Annotated in this window: 2 protein-coding genes; one reads left to right on the top strand and one right to left on the bottom strand. The window is 65.7% G+C overall.

Features of this window, described 5'->3' with window-relative positions; translation table 11 throughout:
• Nucleotides 1-62 precede the first annotated feature (62 nt).
• A complete protein-coding gene (locus tag NBX02_RS03260; protein WP_250289937.1) occupies nucleotides 63-941 on the bottom strand; it encodes an EVE domain-containing protein in 879 nt (292 codons plus the stop codon).
• 221 nt (nucleotides 942-1,162) lie between these two features.
• Here NBX02_RS03260 and tnpC point away from each other — a divergent pair, with 221 nt between their 5' ends.
• Complete coding sequence (gene tnpC, locus NBX02_RS03255; protein WP_250289934.1) at nucleotides 1,163-2,596, top strand: IS66 family transposase; 1,434 nt, start codon at nucleotides 1,163-1,165, stop codon at nucleotides 2,594-2,596.
• Nucleotides 2,597-2,758 lie beyond the last annotated feature (162 nt).

The following is a 2,758-nucleotide window of genomic DNA, read 5'->3' as shown; positions in this document are numbered from 1 at the left end:
CTGTTTGACCCCGCCCACCCTCTAACAGCCCTATCGGGGAGGTCATTCTCGGTGAAAGTCTCTCAGTTCGACAGCAGCTCGTCCAACGGGATGAACGACAGCCGACTGTCCCGATTCACCATGGCTGCGGCATCTTTCTTGATGCTGTCTCCGATCAGGATTCCGAGCGGCTGCCGATAGGAGGTGAATTCGTCCTCCAAACTCGCTCGATAGCTGAGCACCTGGCCGACCGCGTTGCGGTCCACGGCCCCCTTCTTCAGCTCTATCGCGATAAAGCGCTTCTTGCTGCGCTCGAAGCAGATGAGATCGGCGCGGCCGCCGTTGTAACAGACGTACTGCCGGGCATGAAGGTCCACATGCAGACCGTAGCGAGAGAAGAGCTCCATGTGCCCGGCAAGGTAGTTCTCGATGTCGCGTTCCAGAAGGTACCGTCGCGTGGCCTTTTCCCGGAGGCGGTCCGTCGCCGTGTGGTCGGGGCTGAGACGACCGAGGAGGTGAGCCCAGATAGGCCGGGGGATTTCATAGGCCCGGCGACGGAGGTTCGCCCGCAGCGGACCCCAGTTGGCCAGGACCGGATCGCTTCGCATGTCGGCGAGCTGTAGCGGCCTGCGGAACTTTTCGATCACCTCATAGTCACAGGCGACGTCCCACCCCAGGTCCGCGGCCACGTCGCCGTTGCGGAGCGCGTAGGCGTCTGACCTGGCCTCAATTAGATAGGCGATGTCTTTCTTGATCTGAGACCGGTAGAGCAGGATGAGGTCCTCTTCGCGGGTCTCTTTGTGGCATGTCCACCAGTCGTCCGGAGCGGACCCCCGGGTCGGGTCGAGCTCTGGACGATCGGTGCCGTTCTCATCCAGGTAGTAGTCGGGCCCGGTAACCCAGATCCAGTACCGCCGCCCATCCGATCCGGTCTCCGCTGTTTCCGTCCCCGCTTCGATCATGGCTTGGAATGGTATCATATGGCTGAAGTAACAGTATACCTTGGTCTTGTCTGGCAAGTCGGTCTCGGCAAGAGCGGTTGTCATGTCACCAAGGGTTTCGGTAACTGGTCAGGTCTCGTAGATCGTTTGTTTTTGGTTTCATGGCAGGCTGGGACTCTTCGATGACCTGGCAGCCCAGGAGCGTTGGCGCCGCGTGGTTGATCGGACCGTAGGGTCCAGGTGTGTCCGGTGATCCGCCCGCACCGTCGGTGCCGTCGTATGACGAGCTCGCGGCGCTGGTGGTGGAGCAGGCGGCACTGATCGCGCAGTTGCGGGCCGAGTTGGAACAGGCCCGGGCGCGGATCGCCGAGTTGGAGGCCCAGGTCGGCAAGACGTCGCGGAACTCGGCGAAGCCACCGAGTTCGGACGGGCTGGCGAAACCGCCCCCGAAGTCATTGCGGAAGAAGTCCGGCCGGCGCCCTGGTGGGCAGGGCGGGCATCCCGGATCGACGCTGCGGATGGTGGACGATCCCGACGTGCGGCTGCGGCACGAACCGGGGCCGTGTGGGGGCTGCGGGGCGTCGCTGGCGGGCCGGCCGGTGGCCCGGACCGAACGCCGGCAGGTGTTCGACCTGCCCGAACTACGCCCGCATGTGATCGAACATGAGCTGGTCGAGCGGGAATGCGGCTGCGGGACACGCACGAAGGCGACCGCGCCGGACGGGGTGGATGCCCCGGTCCAGTACGGGCCCCGGGTGAGCGCGGCGGCGGTCTACCTCTATTCCGGTCAGTTCCTGTCGAAGGAACGAACCGCGACCGCGCTGGCCGAGCTGGTCGGGATCCCGATCTCGGCGGGCACGGTCGGTGCGATGACCGCCCGTGCCGCCACGGGCCTGGATGGCTTCCTCGCCACGGTCCGCCAGTGCCTCGCCGACGCCGAGGTCGTCGGCGCCGATGAGACCGGGCTACGGGTCGCCGGGAAACTGCACTGGGTGCACGTCGCTCGCACCGACCGGTACACGCTGATCGACTGCCATCCGAAACGCGGAACCGCGGGGATCGACGCCCTCGGGGTGCTCTCCGGCTTCGCCGGGATCGTGATCCACGACGCCTGGGCGCCGTATGACACCTACACCGACGCCACCCACCAGCTGTGTGTCGCCCACGTGCTGCGTGAGCTGCAGGGGATCGTCGACGCCGCCCCGGCCGGCAGCTGGTGCTGGGCCACCCAGGCCGCCGATGCTCTCCTCGCGCTGCACCGGCTCACCGTCGACGCCGCCGCCACCGGCACCACGGTCGACCCGACCGACCTGGCGACCCACACCCGGCTGCTGCGCCACGCCGCCCACATCGGGATCACCCAGACCTCGCCCCGCGGCACGAAGCTCATGGCCGCCCGCCACGCGCTGGCCTGCCGGCTCGTCGACCGCGAAGCCGACTACCTGCGCTTCACCAGTAACCCGCGGATACCCGCGGACAACAACGGCTCGGAACGCGACATCCGCATGATCAAACTGCGGCAGAAAGTATCCGGGTGTCTACGCACCCTCACCGGCGCCCGCCAGTTCTGCGCGATCCGAAGCTACCTGTCCACCGCCACCAAACACGGCATCCCCTTGTTCGACGCCCTCGTCCACCTCGCCGAGGGCCGCCCCTGGATGCCCGCAACCAGCTAACCCAAGATCAAATCGGTACCTGACCAGTTACGGGTTTCGATCAGGGTGATGATCTTGTCTCGACTCATCCGCTGGTCGCTCGACTACGCAAATGGCGTCTGACCTGACGGTGATCTGAAACTGATCAGACAGATGACGGGCCCTGTCGCCTATCCCATATGG

This window comes from Protofrankia sp. CiP1_Cm_nod1, from assembly GCF_920888515.1.
Taxonomy (GTDB): domain Bacteria; phylum Actinomycetota; class Actinomycetes; order Frankiales; family Frankiaceae; genus Protofrankia.
This window is presented reverse-complemented; position numbering and strand designations above follow the sequence as displayed.